The organism is Streptomyces spinosus (genome assembly GCF_020400655.1).
Classification (GTDB): Bacteria; Actinomycetota; Actinomycetes; order Streptomycetales; family Streptomycetaceae; genus Streptomyces; species Streptomyces argyrophylli.
Genome location: NZ_JAINRC010000014.1, coordinates 226,883 through 243,784 on the forward strand (window position 1 = coordinate 226,883; position 16,902 = coordinate 243,784).

General features: G+C 73.1%; 12 protein-coding genes. 8 read left to right on the top strand and 4 right to left on the bottom strand.

Annotated elements, in window-relative coordinates; genetic code table 11:
• Positions 1-28: 28 nt before the first annotated feature.
• Both LG395_RS26955 and LG395_RS26960 read right to left on the bottom strand, forming a co-directional pair.
• Positions 29-802 carry an SDR family NAD(P)-dependent oxidoreductase gene (locus tag LG395_RS26955; protein ID WP_171153616.1) on the bottom strand — a complete coding sequence of 258 codons (774 nt, stop codon included), beginning with the start codon at positions 800-802 and terminating at the stop codon, positions 29-31.
• A 71-nt stretch (positions 803-873) separates the two neighbouring features.
• Complete coding sequence (locus LG395_RS26960; RefSeq protein WP_171153614.1) at positions 874-1,545, bottom strand: MOSC domain-containing protein; 672 nt, start codon at positions 1,543-1,545, stop codon at positions 874-876.
• An 80-nt stretch (positions 1,546-1,625) separates the two neighbouring features.
• Here LG395_RS26960 and LG395_RS26965 point away from each other — a divergent pair, with 80 nt between their 5' ends.
• Positions 1,626-2,534, top strand: a complete 909-nt coding sequence (locus tag LG395_RS26965) for a LysR family transcriptional regulator (RefSeq protein ID WP_171153612.1) — start codon at positions 1,626-1,628, stop codon at positions 2,532-2,534.
• Positions 2,535-2,757: 223 nt separating this feature from the next.
• On the opposite strand, the gene LG395_RS26970 is transcribed toward LG395_RS26965, so the two are convergent.
• The gene (locus LG395_RS26970) at positions 2,758-3,087 is read right to left on the bottom strand and encodes a WhiB family transcriptional regulator (protein ID WP_030641276.1); all 330 of its coding nucleotides are present in this window, start codon (positions 3,085-3,087) and stop codon (positions 2,758-2,760) included.
• A gap of 381 nt (positions 3,088-3,468) precedes the next feature.
• Here LG395_RS26970 and LG395_RS26975 point away from each other — a divergent pair, with 381 nt between their 5' ends.
• The 4 genes from LG395_RS26975 (at position 3,469) to LG395_RS26990 (ending at position 8,197) form a co-directional block, all read left to right on the top strand.
• Positions 3,469-4,080: a response regulator transcription factor gene (locus LG395_RS26975; RefSeq protein ID WP_003948568.1), complete on the top strand. Its 612-nt coding sequence runs from the start codon at positions 3,469-3,471 to the stop codon at positions 4,078-4,080.
• A 590-nt stretch (positions 4,081-4,670) separates the two neighbouring features.
• Complete coding sequence (locus LG395_RS26980; protein WP_030641278.1) at positions 4,671-5,258, top strand: sigma-70 family RNA polymerase sigma factor; 588 nt, start codon at positions 4,671-4,673, stop codon at positions 5,256-5,258.
• 165 nt (positions 5,259-5,423) lie between these two features.
• The gene (gene guaB, locus LG395_RS26985; RefSeq protein ID WP_171153611.1) at positions 5,424-6,932 is read left to right on the top strand and encodes an IMP dehydrogenase; all 1,509 of its coding nucleotides are present in this window, start codon (positions 5,424-5,426) and stop codon (positions 6,930-6,932) included.
• Between the two features lie 140 nt (positions 6,933-7,072).
• On the top strand, positions 7,073-8,197 hold the full coding sequence (locus LG395_RS26990) for a GuaB3 family IMP dehydrogenase-related protein (RefSeq protein WP_014674429.1): 1,125 nt from the start codon (positions 7,073-7,075) through the stop codon (positions 8,195-8,197).
• Between the two features lie 168 nt (positions 8,198-8,365).
• Here LG395_RS26990 and LG395_RS26995 read toward each other — a convergent pair whose 3' ends face one another.
• The gene (locus LG395_RS26995; RefSeq protein WP_171153609.1) at positions 8,366-9,574 is read right to left on the bottom strand and encodes a nucleotide sugar dehydrogenase; all 1,209 of its coding nucleotides are present in this window, start codon (positions 9,572-9,574) and stop codon (positions 8,366-8,368) included.
• A gap of 280 nt (positions 9,575-9,854) precedes the next feature.
• On the opposite strand from LG395_RS26995, the gene LG395_RS27000 reads away from it, so the two are divergent.
• The 3 genes from LG395_RS27000 to LG395_RS27010 all read left to right on the top strand — a co-directional run bounded on the left by LG395_RS27000 (position 9,855) and on the right by LG395_RS27010 (position 16,857).
• Positions 9,855-11,561, top strand: coding sequence for a glycerol-3-phosphate dehydrogenase/oxidase (locus tag LG395_RS27000; protein WP_225811513.1), 1,707 nt, complete (start codon positions 9,855-9,857; stop codon positions 11,559-11,561).
• 327 nt (positions 11,562-11,888) lie between these two features.
• On the top strand, positions 11,889-13,937 hold the full coding sequence (locus LG395_RS27005; protein WP_225811514.1) for a serine/threonine-protein kinase: 2,049 nt from the start codon (positions 11,889-11,891) through the stop codon (positions 13,935-13,937).
• Positions 13,938-14,100: 163 nt separating this feature from the next.
• Positions 14,101-16,857 (top strand): serine/threonine kinase C-terminal domain-containing protein, encoded by a 2,757-nt coding sequence (locus tag LG395_RS27010; protein ID WP_225811515.1) that lies wholly within the window; start codon positions 14,101-14,103, stop codon positions 16,855-16,857.
• Positions 16,858-16,902: the final 45 nt, after the last annotated feature.

Here is a 16,902-nt window from a genome sequence, read left to right on the forward strand (position 1 = left end):
TCCCACCGGGACGGCGGCGCCACCCGCGCTACCGCGGCCCGTACCTGCGCCCCGTGCGGGAGCTGATCCCGCCCATCAGCCCGCGCGGCGCCACCTTCACCAGGCCCATCAGGGCCTTGTACCGGGGGTCGGGGATGGACACCGTCTTGCCGCGCGCGAGGTCGGACAGCGCCGCCGCGACCAGCTTGTCGGCGTCGAGCCACAGCCAGCCCGGGATGTTGTCCGTGCCCATCCCGGCCCGCTGGTGGAACTCGGTGCGCACGAATCCCGGGCACAGCGCCATCAGCCGGACCCCGCTGCCGGCCAGGTCCTTGGCCGCGCCCTGGGTGAACTGTACGACCCACGCCTTGGACGCGCCGTACGTACCGCGCGGGACGAACGCGGCCACCGAGGCGACGTTCACCACCCCGCCCCGGCCGCGCTCGCGCATCGCCCCGGCCGCCGCCGACGTCAGCCGGAGCACCGCCTCGCAGTGCACCTTGAGCATCCGCAGCTCGTCCGCCATCGGTACGTCCAGATAGCGGCCCTTGTTGCCGAAGCCGGCGTTGTTGACCAGCAGGTCGACCGGGTTCTTCCGGTCGCCGAGCCGGTCGGCCACCGTCTCGATGCCCTTGTCCTGCGCCAGGTCGGCGGTCAGCACCTCCACCTCGATGCCGTGCCGGTCGTGCAGTTCGGTCGCCTGCTCGCGCAGCCGCTTGGTGTCCCGCGCGACCAGGACGAGGTCGTGGCCGTCAGCCGCCAGCCGCCGCGCGAACGCGGCACCGATCCCCGCGGTCGATCCCGTAATCAGAGCCGTTGTCATGGCCCAAGCGTAGTGACCCGGACCGACAGCCTCAGCGGTCCGCGTGCCGTGCCCGCCGAGCCGCCGGCGGGTTACCGCTCTCCGTGCTCGGCCACGTACTTCCGGGCCTTGGCCAGCGTCTCGGTGTGCAGCGCCGTGCCCGCGGCGAGCAGCCGGGGCAGCAGCTCCCGCTCGGTGGTGACCGCGCGGAACTGCATCGCCGCCGTCACGCCGTGGTCCGGCCGGTGCACGATCTCGACCGGATCGCCCGCCCGGATCTCCCCCGGCTCGATCACCCGGAGGTAGGCGCCCGTTGCGCCCGTCCGCGTGAATCTCCTGACCCAGCCGCGCTCGCCCAGATGGCCCTGGAACGTGGCGCACGGAATGCGGCCGGAGGTCACCTCCAGCACGACGGTGGGACCGATCCGCCAGCGCTCCCCGATCAGCGCGCCGGAGACGTCCAGACCGTCCGTCGTCAGGTTCTCGCCGAAGCACCCGTGGGCCAACGGCCTGCCGAGTTCGCGCTCCCAGGCGTCGAGGTCCTCCCGGGCGTACGCGTACACCGCCTGGTCGTCACCGCCGTGGTAGCGGGTGTCGCACACCGCGTCCCCGGCGAGCCCGCTCGCGCCGACGCCCTTGGGACCGGGCGCCGCCACCCGTACCGGGCCGTCGGCCGGCTGCTTGTCTATGCCGGTCAGGCCGTCCGGCTGGTTCGTGTAGGGCACCCGCCGGGGCCGGCCCAGATTGACGGAGAGAAGCTTCATCCCGGCACGGTAAGCGATCCGGCCCCAAAGCGTCGACGCATTATCGGGAGCCCCGCCCAAGCCTGCCTTATGCTCGACGGGTGATCGAGGCCCGTCATCTCCGCGTCCTGCGCGCCGTCGCCACCACCGGTTCCTTCTCGGCGGCCGGACGCCAGCTGGGCTGCACCCAGCCCGCCGTCAGCCAGCAGATGAAGGCCCTGGAAGCCTCGGTCGGCACCCCGCTGCTGGTCCGCACCGGGCGCGAGATGCGCCTCACCCAGGCCGGCGAGGCCCTGGTCCGGCACGCCTCCGGCATCCTCGCCGGGCTCACCGCGGCCGAGGAGGAGGTCGCCGCCATCGCCGGCCTGCGCGCGGGCCGCGTCCGGCTGGTCTCCTTCCCCAGCGGCAGCTCCACCCTGGTCCCCACCGCCCTGGCCGCCCTGCGCGCGGCCCACCCCGGCACGCGCGTCTCGCTGGAGGAGGCCGAACCGCCGAGGTCCGTGGAACTGCTCCGCGAAGGCGACTGCGACCTGGCCCTGGCCTTCCGCTACGAGGGGGCCGCGGTCGCCGAGGACTGGGACGACCTCGTCCTGCGGCCCCTGCTCACGGACCGCCTGGTCGCCCTGGTGCCCGAACGGCACCGGCTCGCGCGCGCCGGGACGGTCGCCATCGGCGAGCTGGCCCACGAGCCCTGGATCGCGGGCTGCCCGCGCTGCCGCGGTCAGCTGGTCGAGGTGTGCGAGGGGGCCGGATTCACTCCGCGCATCGACTTCGCCACCGACGACTACCCGGCCGTGGTCGGCCTGGTCGGCGCCGGCCTCGGTGTCGCCGTCCTGCCCCAGCTGGCCGTGGAGTCGGTACGGCCGCGAGGCGTGCGCACGGTACGGCTGGAACCGGCGGTACGGCGGGAGATCGTCGCCCTCACCCTGCCCGACCTGGCCCAGGTGCCGGCGGTGTCGGCCACGCTGGAGCAGCTGGCCCGCGCGGCGCGGGCGGCCGGACGCGGCTAGCCGGCGGCGCGGGGGCCGCCGAGGAACCGGACGCGGCTGGCCGGCGGCGCGGAGGTCACCGAGGAAACAGGGGGCGCGGAGGCACGGGGGTCGCGGAACCGGGTGGCACGCAGCCGCGGGGGGTCACGAGGACGCGGGGGCCGCCCGGACGCGGCACGGGCACGCGCGTGCGTGCCCGGTAAGGAAACGGATGCTTCGCCGATGATGTTGCAGAAACGTTCCTTCAGTGATCCGAAGCGGTGTCCCCGCTGGTGGTGGAGGCCGCCACCAGGCGGTTGCGCGCCCGCCCCATCAACTCCTCACGCTCGTCCTCGGTCAGGCCGCCCCAGACGCCGTACGGCTCGCGCACCGCCAGGGCGTGTGCCGCGCACTCCGCACGGACCGGGCACCTCATGCAGACCTCTTTGGCCGAGTTCTCGCGAGCGCTCCGAGCCGCCCCGCGCTCGCCCTCCGGGTGGAAGAAGAGCGAGCTGTCCACCCCGCGGCAGGCAGCCAGCAGCTGCCAGTCCCACAGGTCCGCGTTCGGTCCGGGAAGGCGGGAGAAATCTGCCATTACGTGACCCCTTGTCGCCGTTCTGGGCGGATACGGTGCCAACGACCGTACATCTCCGGTCTAAGGAGATGAAAATATGACTCATTGCGAATCTAGCCCCGGACACTGCGAAACGGGAAGAAAAAGGGCCGAATGGGGCATAGGTTGTGATGAAAAGTTGTGGGTCCGTCGAGCATGTCTGCACCGTGTCGATGCCCTCACATAGAGTGCCGAAGACGGCACGCGGGCCCGTAACTCTTTCGAGTGACCGTCGTTGAGAGTGCGGATGCGGTTGAGAAAACAAGCGCTCGGGCAGGCGTCCGAGACGGTCGACCGCACAGGTGACGATTCCGTACCAGCCTGGAGGCTCAAGGTGACGCGCATCAGCTGCGGAGGGCGGTCATGACATCCGTCCTCGTCTGCGACGACTCCCCGCTTGCCCGAGAAGCGCTCCGCCGCGCGGTCGCGACCGTGCCCGGTGTCGAGCGCGTGACGACGGCGGCCAACGGCGAGGAAGTCCTCCGCCGCTGGGGCGCCGACCGCTCCGACCTCATCCTGATGGACGTGCGCATGCCCGGCCTGGGCGGCGTCGAGACCGTGCGCCGGCTGCTGTCCGCCGACCCGGGCGCACGCATCATCATGCTCACCGTCGCCGAGGACCTCGACGGAGTGGCCCTCGCGGTCGCCGCCGGTGCCCGGGGATACCTGCACAAGGACGCCTCGCGCGCGGAGTTGCGCGCCACGGTGACCCAGGCGCTGGCCGACCCCACGTGGCGACTCGCCCCGCGCCGGCTGCGCTCGGCGGAGATGGGCGCCGCGCCCACGCTCACCGCGCGTGAGATCCAGGTCCTGGAGGGCATGAGCCATGGCCGTTCCAACGCCGAGATCGGCCGCGAACTGTTCCTCTCCGAGGACACCGTCAAGACGCACGCCCGGCGCCTGTTCAAGAAGCTCGGCGCCTCGGACCGGGCGCACGCGGTGGCCCTCGGCTTCCGCTGGGGACTGGTCCGCTGACGAGCGTGGAGCCGGGCGGGCCGCTCGGCGCCGGGGCGCATCCCGGTGCCGTCCGTGCCCGCGGCCCCGGTGCGAACGGCCCGGCTTGACCTCAGGTACTCGGCTCCTGCCGGTACGCAGGTTCCGCGGTGGCGTGGCGGGCCCTCATGCCGTGCCGCCGTGCCGTTCGGTGGACGGGGCCGTCCGGGTGATTCCGGTCGTCCCGGTCCACCCTGGTCACCCCCGCCGTCCCGGCCTTCCGGGTCCCGCGCCGACGGGCGAACCGTCGTAGCGGCCGGCGGTGAACCGTCGTACGGACAGGCGGCGGACGCCGTACACGTCGGCAGGGCCGAACCCGGTGCGTGTGCGCCCCGGCGCACCACCCCGCCGAGCGCCCCGAGGGGCGTGTGCGCGGCGGCCCGCCGGACGCGCGCTGCTCGTTTCGGCGCGGATGCCGCATCCTTGGAGGTGTGGAGTCTCTCGGGGACGAGTCGGTCGAGCGGAAGGGGAGGGCGCAGGGAATGAGTGCCGGCGCACCTGCTCATAACGCTTCGGTGCACAACCACGAGCACGATGCGACGGACCGGACGGCCGCAGGGCACCATGGACCGATGCGCGACGACGAGGCGGGCACGGCCCACGGGGCGATCGGTGCGCTCGTGCATCGTGCCGTCGACGGGGACGAGCAGGCCACGCACGATCTGCTCGCCCATGTCCACCCCCTGGCGCTGCGCTACTGCCGCACCCGCCTGTCCCGGCTGCCCGGCGACGCGCGCCACTTCGTGGAGGACCTCGCCCAAGAGGTCTGTGTGGCGGTCCTCCTCGCCCTGCCCCGCTACCGCGACACCGGCCGCCCCTTCGAGGCGTTCGTCTTCGCCATCGCCTCCCACAAGGTCGCCGACCTCCAGCGGGCCGCGATGCGCCACCCGGGATCGACCGCGGTGCCGTCCGACGAGATGCCCGAGCGGCCCGACGACTCCCTCGGTCCCGAGGAGCGCGCGCTGCTCAGCAGCGACGCCGAGTGGGCCAAGAAACTGCTGGCCAACCTCCCCGAGAACCAGCGCGAACTCCTGTTGCTGCGCATCGCCGTGGGCTTGACCGCGGAGGAGACGGGGCAGATGTTGGGAATGTCACCCGGCGCGGTCCGCGTGGCCCAGCACCGGGCCCTGAGCCGCCTGAGGGCGCTCGCCGAACAGTGAACCCCCCGGCGCGGAGCCCGAAGTGGCTCCCGCGCTGAACGCGTACGCCGTCGTTTCCGTACGAACATACGAAGCCCGAAGCGACCCCGTACCGTGGAATTTGCTAGCGACGCTTCCCGTTAGCATGGACATCCGCACCGATCAAGGCCATTTGGGGAAGGTGTCATGACTGCCAACGTCGACGGAGTGCCCGGTAAATTCGCGACACTCGGGCTGACCTACGACGACGTGCTGCTGCTGCCGGGCCCGTCGGACATGGCACCCGACGAGATCGACACCGCCTCGTACGTCTCCAAGAACGTGCGGGTCAACATCCCGCTGCTGTCCGCCGCCATGGACAAGGTGACCGAGTCCCGCATGGCGATCGCGATGGCCCGCCAGGGCGGCGTCGGCGTCCTGCACCGCAACCTCTCCATCGAGGACCAGGCCAACCAGGTCGACCTGGTGAAGCGCTCCGAGTCCGGCATGGTCACCGACCCCATCACCATCCACCCGGACGCCACGCTCGCCGAGGCCGACGCGCTGTGCGCCAAGTTCCGCATCAGCGGCGTCCCGGTCACCGACGGCGACAAGAAGCTCCTCGGCATCGTCACCAACCGTGACATGGCCTTCGAGAGCGACCGCAGCCGCCGCGTGCACGAGGTCATGACCCCGATGCCGCTGGTCACCGGCAAGGTCGGCATCTCCGGCCCGGAGGCCATGGAGCTGCTGCGCAAGCACAAGATCGAGAAGCTGCCGCTGGTCGACGACGAGGGCGTTCTCAAGGGCCTGATCACCGTCAAGGACTTCGTCAAGGCGGAGCAGTACCCGAACGCGGCCAAGGACGCCGAGGGCCGCCTGCTGGTCGGCGCCGCGGTCGGCGTGGCCGGCGACGCCTTCGAGCGTGCCCAGGCCCTGATCGAGGCCGGTGTCGACTTCATCGTCGTGGACACCGCGCACGGCCACTCCCGGCTGGTCGGCGACATGATCGCCAAGATCAAGTCGAACTCGTCCGGCGTCGACGTCATCGGCGGCAACGTCGCCACCCGTGACGGCGCCCAGGCCCTGGTCGACGCGGGCGCCGACGGCATCAAGGTCGGTGTCGGCCCCGGCTCCATCTGCACCACCCGCGTGGTCGCCGGCGTCGGCGTCCCGCAGGTCACCGCGATCTACGAGGCCGCGCTCGCCGCGAAGGAGGCCGGCGTCCCGGTCATCGGCGACGGTGGCCTGCAGTACTCCGGCGACATCGCCAAGGCCCTGGTCGCGGGCGCCGACACGGTGATGCTGGGCTCGCTGCTCGCGGGCTGCGAGGAGTCCCCGGGCGAGCTGCTGTTCATCAACGGCAAGCAGTTCAAGTCGTACCGCGGCATGGGCTCCCTCGGTGCCATGCAGACCCGCGGCGACCGCAAGTCCTTCTCCAAGGACCGTTACTTCCAGGAGGGCGTCGCCTCCGACGAGCAGCTGATCCCCGAGGGCATCGAGGGCCAGGTGCCCTACCGCGGCCCGCTCTCCTCGGTCGTCCACCAGCTGGTCGGCGGTCTGCGCCAGTCGATGTTCTACGTCGGCGGCAAGACCGTGCCCGATCTGCAGGCCAACGGCCGGTTCGTGCGGATCACCTCGGCGGGCCTGAAGGAGAGCCACCCGCACGACATCCAGATGACGGTCGAGGCGCCGAACTACAGCGGCAGGAAGTAGCGGCGGCAGCGGCGCGGGAAGTGACGCCCGCGCGCGCGTGAGGCTCGTGCCACGGCGGTCCCGGAGCATCCGGGGCCGCCGTCGCCGTACCCGTCGGCGATACTGGAAGGCGCTGCAACGCATAGGGAAAGGCCACCAACGTGACTGAGATCGAGATCGGGCGCGGCAAGCGCGGCCGCCGGGCGTACGCCTTCGACGACATCGCCGTCGTCCCCAGCCGCCGTACGCGGGACCCGAAGGAGGTCTCGATCGCCTGGCAGATCGACGCCTACCGCTTCGAGCTGCCGTTCCTGGCCGCACCCATGGACTCCGTGGTCTCCCCGGCCACCGCGATCCGCATCGGCGAGCTCGGCGGCCTCGGCGTGCTCAACCTGGAAGGGCTGTGGACGCGGTACGAGGACCCGCAGCCGCTGCTGGACGAGATCGCCGAGCTGCCCGCCGAGCAGGCGACCCGCCGGCTCCAGGAGATCTACGCGGCACCGATCAAGGAGGAGCTGATCGGCGCCCGGATCAAGGAGGTGCGCGACTCCGGCGTGGTCACCGCCGCAGCGCTCTCCCCGCAGCGCACCGCGCAGTTCTCCAAGGCGGTCGTGGACGCCGGCGTGGACATCTTCGTCATCCGGGGTACGACGGTCTCGGCGGAGCACGTGTCGTCCTCGCACGAGCCGCTGAACCTGAAGCAGTTCATCTACGAGCTGGACGTCCCGGTGATCGTCGGCGGCTGCGCCACGTACACGGCGGCCCTGCACCTGATGCGCACGGGTGCCGCGGGCGTCCTCGTCGGCTTCGGCGGCGGCGCCGCGCACACCACGCGCAACGTCCTCGGCATCCAGGTCCCGATGGCCACGGCCGTCGCCGACGTGGCCGCGGCACGCCGCGACTACATGGACGAGTCCGGCGGCCGGTACGTGCACGTGATCGCGGACGGCGGTGTCGGCTGGTCCGGCGACCTGCCCAAGGCCATCGCCTGCGGCGCCGACGCCGTGATGATGGGCTCCCCGCTGGCCCGGGGCACGGACGCGCCCGGCAAGGGCCACCACTGGGGCATGGAGGCGGTCAACGAGGAGCTGCCCCGCGGCAAGAAGGTCGACCTCGGCACGGTCGGCACGGTCGAGGAGATCCTCACCGGTCCGTCCCACACCCCCGACGGCTCGATGAACTTCTTCGGTGCCCTGCGCCGCGCCATGGCCACCACCGGCTACAGCGAGCTGAAGGAGTTCCAGCGGGTCGAGGTGACGGTGGCGGACAGCCAGCACCGGCGGTAGTCGCCGAAGCGGTCGCCACAACGCCGGAAGGGCCGGTCGTCCCCAGCGGACGACCGGCCCTTCCGCATGCCCAGGCGTGGTCGAGTGCGCCCGAAGGGGGGCGTTACCCGACGGGGGCGCCCACGGGACGCCACCATCCCCGGCCCCGGCACCCCCACGCGCCCGCCTTCACAACCGGTGCGCCGCCCCCGTGGGCGTGGCCCCCCGTGTGTCCAGCAGCAGCTGGGCCTTCACCGAGAGGCCCTGGAGGTCGTACGTCCGGTGCTGCTGGAGCAGGATCGTGAGGTCGGCGTCGGCCGCCGCCTCGTACAGGGAGTCCGCGCGCGGCACGGGCCGGTCCAGGACGCTCCACTCGGGCACGTAAGGGTCGTGGTAGCTGACGGCCGCGCCCAGCCCCATGAGCCGTACGGCGATCTCCTGGGCCGGGGTGCCCTGCTGGTCGGCGAGGTCGGGCTTGTAGGTGACGCCGAGGAGCAGCACACGGGCCCCGCGCGCGGACTTGCCGTGTTCGTTCAGGAGGGTGGCCGCGCGCTGGACGACGTACCGGGGCATGCGGTTGTTGACCTGCTGGGCCAGCTCGACCATGCGCAGGGTGCGGGTCGCGTGCCCGGTCAGGTCCAGCGGGACCCCGTGCCCGCCGACGCCAGGACCCGGCCGGAACGCCTGGAAGCCGAAGGGCTTGGTCTCCGCGCACCGGATGACGTCCCACAGGTCGACGCCCAGCTCGTGGCAGAGGACGGCCATCTCGTTGACGAGCGCGATGTTGACGTGCCGGTAGTTGGTCTCCAGCAGCTGCACGGTCTCCGCCTCCCGCAGCCCACGCGCGCGCACCACCTTGTCGGTGAGCCGGCCGTAGAACGCGGCGGCCGACTCGGTGCAGGCGGGGGTGAGGCCGCCGATGACCTTGGGGGTGCTCGCGGGGGTGTGGTCCCGGCTGCCGGGGTCGACCCGGCTGGGGGAGTAGGCGAGGTGGAAGTCGCGGCCGGCGCGCAGCCCCGAGCCCTCCTCCAGCAGCGGGCGCAGGAACTCCTCCGTGGTGCCGGGGAGCACGGGCGACTCCAGGATGACCGTGGTGTGCGGGCGCAGCCGCGCGGCCAGGGTGCGGGCGGCGGCCTCGACCTGACCGAGGTCGAGCCCGCCGTCGGCGCCGCGCGGGGTGGGCGCGCAGATCACCGCGGTGCGCACCCGGCCGAGCTGGGCGGGGTCGGTGACGGGGCGGAACCCGGCGGAGTGCATCCGGCGCAGCTCCGCGGGGCTGAGCGAGCCGGCCTCGGGGCCGGTGGCATAGCCGACGGTGGGGATACCGGAGGCGACGGCGGCCTGGGCGAGCGGCAGGCCGTAGGGACCGAGTCCGATGACGGCGAGGTCTGCGGGCATGGCGTGGGCCGTCCTTCCAGTAGCCGAAGCGGGACAGGTGCGCAACCGCTGTGGAGAAGACGAGCGAGTGCACTGTCAGACTAGGTACATATATGACCGTTATGCGTGATTGTGTTTGTGTGTCTTCCAAGGGTTGTGCGCAAGTTGTCCACAGGCCGGGATCCCGTGGTGGCTGAAGTCGGGCAGCCCGGTCAGAATTTGGGCAGGAGGAGGGGATGAACCGGGCTTCGCCCACCGGGTGCGGCCGACGCGAGCGGATCTGCGACAGCGGGAGGCAGCGGTGAGGACAGCGACTCTGGGGCCGGCGCAGCGCGCCGGGGCACTGGCGGCGATGGCGGAGCGCGAGCTGGACGTGCTGGTGGTCGGCGGCGGAGTGGTGGGCGCGGGCACCGCGCTGGACGCCGTCACACGCGGCCTGTCCACCGGCCTGGTCGAGGCCCGTGACTGGGCGTCCGGCACCTCCAGCCGGTCCAGCAAGCTGATACACGGGGGCCTGCGCTACCTGGAGATGCTCGACTTCGCCCTGGTCCGCGAGGCCCTCAAGGAGCGCGGTCTGCTGCTGGAGCGCCTCGCCCCGCACCTGGTCAAGCCGGTCCCGTTCCTCTACCCGCTCCAGCACAAGGGCTGGGAGCGGATGTACGCGGGCTCGGGCGTCGCCCTGTACGACGCGATGTCCATGGCCCGCGGCCACGGCCGCGGCCTGCCTGTGCACCGCCACCTCACCCGCCGCAACGCCCTGCGCGTGGCCCCCTGCCTCAAGAAGGACGCCCTGGTCGGCGCCCTGCAGTACTACGACGCCCAGGTGGACGACGCCCGCTTCGTCGCCGCCCTGGTGCGCACGGCCGCGTCCTACGGCGCGAAGGTGGCCAACCGCGCCCGCGTGACCGGGTTCCTGCGCGAGGGGGAGCGGGTGGTCGGCGCCCGGGTGCAGGACGTGGAGGGCGGCGGGGAGTACGAGATCCACGCCCAGCAGGTCGTCAACGCCACCGGTGTGTGGACCGACGACACGCAGGCCATGGTGGGCGAGCGCGGCCGGTTCCACGTCCGCGCCTCCAAGGGCATCCACCTGGTCGTGCCCAAGGACCGCGTCCACTCCACCACCGGTCTGATCCTGCGCACCGAGAAGTCCGTCCTGTTCGTCATCCCCTGGGGCCGGCACTGGATCATCGGCACCACCGACACCGACTGGGACCTGGACAAGGCCCACCCGGCCGCGTCCAGCGCCGACATCGACTACCTGCTGGAGCACGTCAACTCGGTGCTGGCCGTGCCGCTCGGCCGCGACGACGTACAGGGCGTGTACGCGGGGCTGCGCCCGCTGCTGGCCGGCGAGTCCGACGCCACCAGCAAGCTCTCTCGCGAGCACACGGTCGCCCACCCGGTGCCGGGACTGGTGGTCGTGGCGGGCGGCAAGTACACGACGTACCGGGTGATGGCCAAGGACGCCGTCGACGAGGCCGTGCACGGGCTCGACATGCGCGTGGCCGACTGCGTCACGGAGGAGACCCCGCTGCTCGGCGCGGAGGGCTACCAGGCGCTGTGGAACGCGCGAGCGCGGATCGCCGCGCGCACCGGACTGCACGTGGTCCGTGTGGAGCACCTGCTGAACCGGTACGGCTCGCTGGCCGAGGAGGTCCTGGACCTCATCGCCGCCGACCCCGCGCTCGGCGAACCGCTGCACGCCGCCGACGACTACCTGCGCGCCGAGGTGGTGTACGCCGCCTCGCACGAGGGCGCCCGGCACCTGGACGACGTCCTCACCCGCCGCACCCGCATCTCCATCGAGACCTTCGACCGCGGCACCCGCAGTGCCCGCGAGGCGGCCGAGCTGATGGCACCCGTTCTCGGCTGGGACGAGGACCAGATCGCCCGCGAGGTCGAGCACTACGAGAAGCGGGTGGAGGCCGAGCGGGAGTCCCAGATCCAGCCGGACGACCTGACCGCGGACGCGGCGAGGCTGGGCGCGCCGGACATCGTGCCGCTGTAGGGCGACCGGCGTTCACTCGAACGAGTGGCCGTTTCCGGGATCCCCGCTCGAATACCGGTCGTTATACCGGGCGATAAGGGGGAACTCGGTTGTGAGCAGCGCGGGTTCGGGGTGTCGGGGGCACCGGTATGGACGGGACTGTCCGAAGCGTCGGCGTACCGGTTCCTCCCTTCTTACGACCCGTCATCCCGATAAGCGGAACACGCGCTTCAGGCGGGCCTCCGGGACGGCGGGGGCGGGCCCCGGCCAGGGGCACCCTGGGCGTTGGGCACTTGTCGGGTGAGAGACAATGGAGGCTCTGTCAGGGCGGGTTGTATGAGGGGACGCATGTCGGAGGCGGAGCGGGCGGGTACATCTCGTCAGGAGACTCGTCAGGACAAGAACCAGCGGCGTCTCCTCGCGGGGCGGTACCGGCTGGGAGACGTGCTGGGCCGTGGCGGTATGGGCACGGTCTGGCGCGCCGAGGACGAGACCCTGGGGCGGACGGTCGCCGTCAAGGAACTGCGGTTCCCGTCGAACATCGACGAGGAGGAGAAGCGGCGCCTGATCACGCGCACCCTGCGCGAGGCCAAGGCGATCGCCCGGATCCGCAACAACAGCGCGGTGACGGTCTTCGACGTCGTCGACGAGGACGACCGGCCCTGGATCGTCATGGAGTTGGTCGAGGGCAAGTCCCTCGCCGAGGTCATCCGCGAGGACGGCGTGCTGGAGCCGAAGCGCGCCGCCGAGGTGGGCCTCGCCGTCCTCGACGTGCTGCGTTCCGCGCACCGGGAGGGCATCCTGCACCGGGACGTGAAGCCGTCCAACGTGCTCATCGCCGAGGACGGCCGGGTCGTGCTCACCGACTTCGGCATCGCGCAGGTCGAGGGCGACCCGTCCATCACCTCCACCGGCATGCTCGTCGGCGCCCCCTCCTACATCTCCCCGGAGCGGGCCCGTGGCCACAAGCCGGGACCGGCGGCCGACCTCTGGTCCCTCGGCGGCCTGCTGTACGCGGCGGTCGAAGGCACCCCGCCCTACGACAAGGGTTCGGCGATCGCCACGCTCACCGCGGTGATGACCGAGCCCCTGGACGAGCCGAAGAACGCCGGACCGCTGCGGGACGTCATCTACGGCCTGCTGACCAAGGACCCGGCCAAGCGGCTGGACGACGCCGGGGCACGGGCCATGCTCAACGCCGTCATCCGGGCGCCCGAGCCCAAGCCGCTGGACGCCACGCAGGTGGTCCCGCTGCCCGCCCAGTCCGACGGGCCCACGGGCAGGCGGGGCGAGGAGGGCGGCGAGAAGCTGCGCGGCGCCCTGCGGTCGGTCCGCAAGGCGGCCGGGGCGGCCACGGCGGCGGCCGCGCGGAACAAGAGCGGAAGCGAGCCGTCCGCGCCGGGGACGGGCGGCGCGGTGGGCGCCGGGGGCGCGGTTCCCGGGGAGACGCGGCCCGGGTTCTCCGCCGGACCGGGGGCCGAACCCGCCGCGAGGCCGGGCGGTGCGGCGACGGGTGCCGCCGGCATGCCGAACTCCAGCACGAACAAGCAGGGTTCCGGCTGGCCCGTGGTCCCGCCGCCGGACCTGGACCTGCCGACGCGTTCGGTGCCGAGGGCCCCGCTGACCGACGTGGTGCCGAAGCGGACGCTGCTGATCATCGCCGTGGTGGTCGTGCTCGCCGTGCTCGGGACCGTACTGGCCCTCACCCTGGGCGGCGACGACGGCAAGGACGACAAGAGCGGCGGTGCCAGGGCCGCGGCCAGTCCCGACGCGTCCGCCAAGCGGGACAAGGGCACGGGCGGCGGCACGGCCACCGGGCCCCGGACGGACGGGGGGAGTTCGGCCTCCGCGAGCACCGGGCCGACGAGAAGCACCGGCGCGAACCCGTCCGCCGGCACCGGCTCCGACACCGGTTCCGACGACTCCACCGAGGGCTCCTCCGGGTCGAAGGACGGCGGGAGCGCTCCGGTGGTCTCCACCCGCAAGGGCGGCCAGGGGTACTCGATCGGGCTGCCCAAGGGGTGGACGTACCAGTCCACCGGGGGCGCCGGTGACCGCTACACCGGGCCCGGAGGGCAGAAGCTGCTCGTCGCCTGGACCGGCACGCCGAAGGACGACCCGGTGGCCGACTGGAAGAACCAGGAGCGCTCCATGGTGCGCTCCCAGTACCACAAGATCCGCATCGAGAAGGTGGACTACCGCGGCTGGAACACCGCCGACTGGGAGTTCACCTACGTCGAGGGCGGCACCGGGTACCGCACGATCGACCGGGGGTTCGTGGTGAACGACCACCTCGGTTACGCGCTGATGTACACCGCGAAGGGCGCCGACTGGCACGGCGAACTGCGCAAGGACACCTGGAAGACGTTGACGAAGTCCTTCGAACCCAAGTCATAGGCGCCGTGCGCCGGTTTGGTACGTGAGAATCCGTCATCCTCTCAATGCGGGTTGCCTCCGGCACGTATCGTGAAGGGTCGCGGACCGTACGCGGCCGGACGCGTGTACGAAACGGGCCGTGGGGCGAACGGATGTGACCAACCGGGCGGCCGGGGGAGGCAAAGTGGACGACTACGCGGGTCGGGTGCTCGCCGACCGCTACCGCCTGCCACTGCCGCCGTCCGACGAGTACGAACTCACCGAGACCCGCGCCTTCGACACCTACAGCGGTCAGGAGGTCCTCGTCCGGCAGGTGCCGTTGCCGGAGGTCGTCGAGGCCGAGGTGCTCGACGCGGAGGGCCTGCCCGCCGGGTTCACCGCACGGGAGCGCGCGTCCCGCCGGGCGCCGGAGGCGAGGACCGCCACCCGGCGGCCCGCCGATCCGGCGGTGCGGCGCGCCGTCGAGGCCGCGCAGGCGGCGGCCGGCATCCCCGACCACCCCCGGCTGGACCAGGTCTTCGACGTGTTCGCCGAGGGCGGGTCCCTGTGGATCGTCAGCGAGCTGGTGAACGCGCGCCCGCTGGCCGCCCTGCTCGCCGAGCGGCCGCTGACGCCGTACCGGGCGGCCGAGGTCGCCTCCGACGTGCTCATGGCGCTCCGGGTGCTGCACGCCCATGGCTGGGTGCACCGCAACATCACCGTCCGCACGGTCCTCGTCTGCGACGACGGCCGCGTGATGCTGACGGGTCTCGCGGCCGGCGCGGCGGAGGAGGCGCTGTGCGGATACGACCCGGTGCCGGCTCCCGAGGACCCGCACGGCGACACGGGGGAGGGGTTCGGCGCCGAGCCGGGTTCCGTCGGCGGCGGCACGATGGGCGGTGGGCCCGGTGCGGGAGGCGGCGCGGTCTCCGCCGCTTCCGGGGGCCGTAGCGGCGAAGCGGGCGCAGGGCCGGCCGGGGACGTCGATCCCGAGGCCGCGCGGCGGGCCGCCATCCAGGCGCGCGCGGCCGGAGGGCTCCCGGCGCCGGGGGCGAACGGCGGCTCCGGCGCGGCGGGCCAGCCGGCCCTGGAGAGCGGTGCCGACATCCGGGCCGCCCGGGCCGGGGCCATCGCCGCGTACCGGGCGGGCGCCCGGGCCGCCGCCCGGGTGCACGAGGCCCAGCAGGGCGACCGCGCGGCCCTTCCGGGCGCGCGGCCACCCGCCGACGACACCGGCCCCGGCGCGGCGCCGTCGTACCCCTCCGGCGCCTCCGGCGAGGGCACCGGCACCACGGTGCCGCCCGGCCGGACAGCCGACCCCTACGGGGTGCGCGGCGCCCCCTGGCACGGCGCCGCACCGCGCCCCGGAACCGGCGGCACGCCCCCGGCCCCGGACGGCGGAGCCCACCGGCCGGGCCTGCCACCGGCGAACCCCGGCAGCGGGCAGGCGTCCGTGCCGGGTCAGGGGTACGGGTCCGGGCGGCAGGCGCCGGCGCCCGGTCCCGGACAGGGTCCGGGGCGCGCCCCGGTGCCGGGTGGGGAGCGGAGCCGGCAGGCGTGGGAGGTGTCCGAGCCCGGCTACGCGGGTGCCACCCCGCCGTACTCCGCACTCGAACCCGCACCCGCGTCCGGCACCGCCCCCGCAGCCGTTTCCGGCGCCGGTCGGCCCGGGGCGCCGGGCGGTGGCTGGGACCAGCCCGGCGGTGTGCGCCGTGGGCCCGGGACCGCGCTCGCCGCCGAGCGGGCGCGGCAGGTGCGGATGACCGTGGTGGGGCCGGTGACCGAGCGCTGGGCACCGGAGCAGGCCGGGCCCGTGCACGAGAACTGGCAGCTGGCGGCGCCCATCGGCCCGGCCACCGATCTGTGGGCGCTGGGCGCGCTGCTGTTCCGGGCCGTGCAGGGGCACGCACCGTACCCGGAGGAGTCCACGGCCGAGCTGGTGCAGCTGGTGTGCGCCGAACCGCCCGCCTTCGCCGAGGAGTGCGGGCCGCTGCGGCCGGTCGTGGAGTCGTTGCTGCGCCAGGACCCCACCGAACGGCCGGACGTCGAGGAACTGAGCGGCTGGCTGCGGTCGCTGGTGCGGTCCGCGCCCGAGCCGGACGCCGGCACCCATGTCGTCCCGACGCCGCCCGCCGACCCGAGCCGGCTGCCGATCGTCCGGCGCCGTGGCGAACTGGTGCGCCGGCGGCGCGCCGGGCTGCCCGCGGCCCATCCGCACGGCCGGCACAAGCGGGCCCGGGACGGCGCGGGTTCGCCGCGCAGCCTCGGCCGGACCCTGCTCCTGCTGATCCTGCTCCTGCTGGCCGGTGCGATCGCCTACGCGATGCTCTTCATGCCGAAACAGGGCGAGAGTGGCGCGGCGGGCGGCGACCGTACCGGCGGCGCCGGGCAGACAGGTGCCGCGCCCTCGCACACCCCGCGCCCCTCCGCCGGGCAGAGCGCGCCGGACGGGGGCGCCTCCGCCTCCGCGCCCGCGACCGAGACGCAGACGGGCGGGGACCCCGCCGTCCCCGACGGCTTCACCCTGCGCAAGGACCCGGACGGCTTCAAGGTCGCCGTCGCCGAGGGCTGGACGCGCACCCCGAAGAACGGCAGCGGCCAGGTGGTCTACGCGCACGGGAACTTCGAGCTGATCGTCGTACCGGGACGGGACGGGACGTCCGCGTACGGCAGCGATCCGATGGTCTATCAGCGGGACAAGGAGCGCGAACTCCAGCCGTACCGCGACTCCAGCTGGGCCACGGCCGGCGGGCTGCGGACCATCGAGGTGGGTGGACGGACCATGGCCGAGGGGCAGTTCACCTGGACCGACGGGCAGGGCCGTGACCTGTTCGTGCGGAACATGGCGCTGTTGCTGAACGGCCGCTATCACGTCGTCCAGGTGCGCGGTCCGGATGCGGAGCGGGACGAGGTGACGCGGCTGTACGAGCAGGCTACCGCGACGTATCGCTACACCGGTTGAGCAGCGTGTGTCCGGGGTCGTGCGGTGCCGGTGCGGTTCCCTCTC

Coding starts and splice junctions, on each gene's coding strand:
- LG395_RS26995 (WP_171153609.1), bottom strand. CDS start 9,574: ATGCCCGCAGACCTCGCCGTCATCGGACTCGGTCCCTACGGCCTGCCG.
- LG395_RS26960 (WP_171153614.1), bottom strand. CDS start 1,545: ATGAAGCTTCTCTCCGTCAATCTGGGCCGGCCCCGGCGGGTGCCCTAC.
- guaB (WP_171153611.1), top strand. CDS start 5,424: ATGACTGCCAACGTCGACGGAGTGCCCGGTAAATTCGCGACACTCGGG.
- LG395_RS26975 (WP_003948568.1), top strand. CDS start 3,469: ATGACATCCGTCCTCGTCTGCGACGACTCCCCGCTTGCCCGAGAAGCG.
- LG395_RS26980 (WP_030641278.1), top strand. CDS start 4,671: ATGCGCGACGACGAGGCGGGCACGGCCCACGGGGCGATCGGTGCGCTC.
- LG395_RS27005 (WP_225811514.1), top strand. CDS start 11,889: ATGTCGGAGGCGGAGCGGGCGGGTACATCTCGTCAGGAGACTCGTCAG.
- LG395_RS26955 (WP_171153616.1), bottom strand. CDS start 802: ATGACAACGGCTCTGATTACGGGATCGACCGCGGGGATCGGTGCCGCG.
- LG395_RS26970 (WP_030641276.1), bottom strand. CDS start 3,087: ATGGCAGATTTCTCCCGCCTTCCCGGACCGAACGCGGACCTGTGGGAC.